This is a genomic window from Turicimonas sp. TL08 (assembly GCF_054660695.1).
In genome coordinates, this window is the sequence record NZ_BAAGDP010000110.1 from 1 (window position 1) to 255 (window position 255).

1 protein-coding gene is annotated in these 255 nt (G+C 33.3%); it reads right to left on the bottom strand.

Annotation, left to right across the window (positions count from 1 at the left end):
* A partial coding sequence (gene tnpA, locus ACYQ4O_RS13160) for an IS200/IS605 family transposase (RefSeq protein ID WP_460175893.1) occupies positions 1 to 218 on the bottom strand: 218 nt, incomplete at its 3' end.
* Positions 219 to 255 lie beyond the last annotated feature (37 nt).

The window sequence follows — 255 nt, forward strand, 5'->3', positions numbered from 1 at the left end:
ACTCCTTTCAGAGAATTGACTGAACGAGATATAGAGACTTTAGGTGGGTAAGTAATTAACAAATGAACGTGATATTTTTCGCCATCAAACTCTACTAAGTCAGCTTCAAAATCATTACAAACTGAGGAAAAAATTATTTTCAGTGCGTCCAATATCTGTTTGGTAAATACATATCGTCTGTACTTAGTGGCAAAGACCAAATGAATATGCAAATTCAAAAGACATTACCTGTCGTATCTGATATTAGTATCTAAG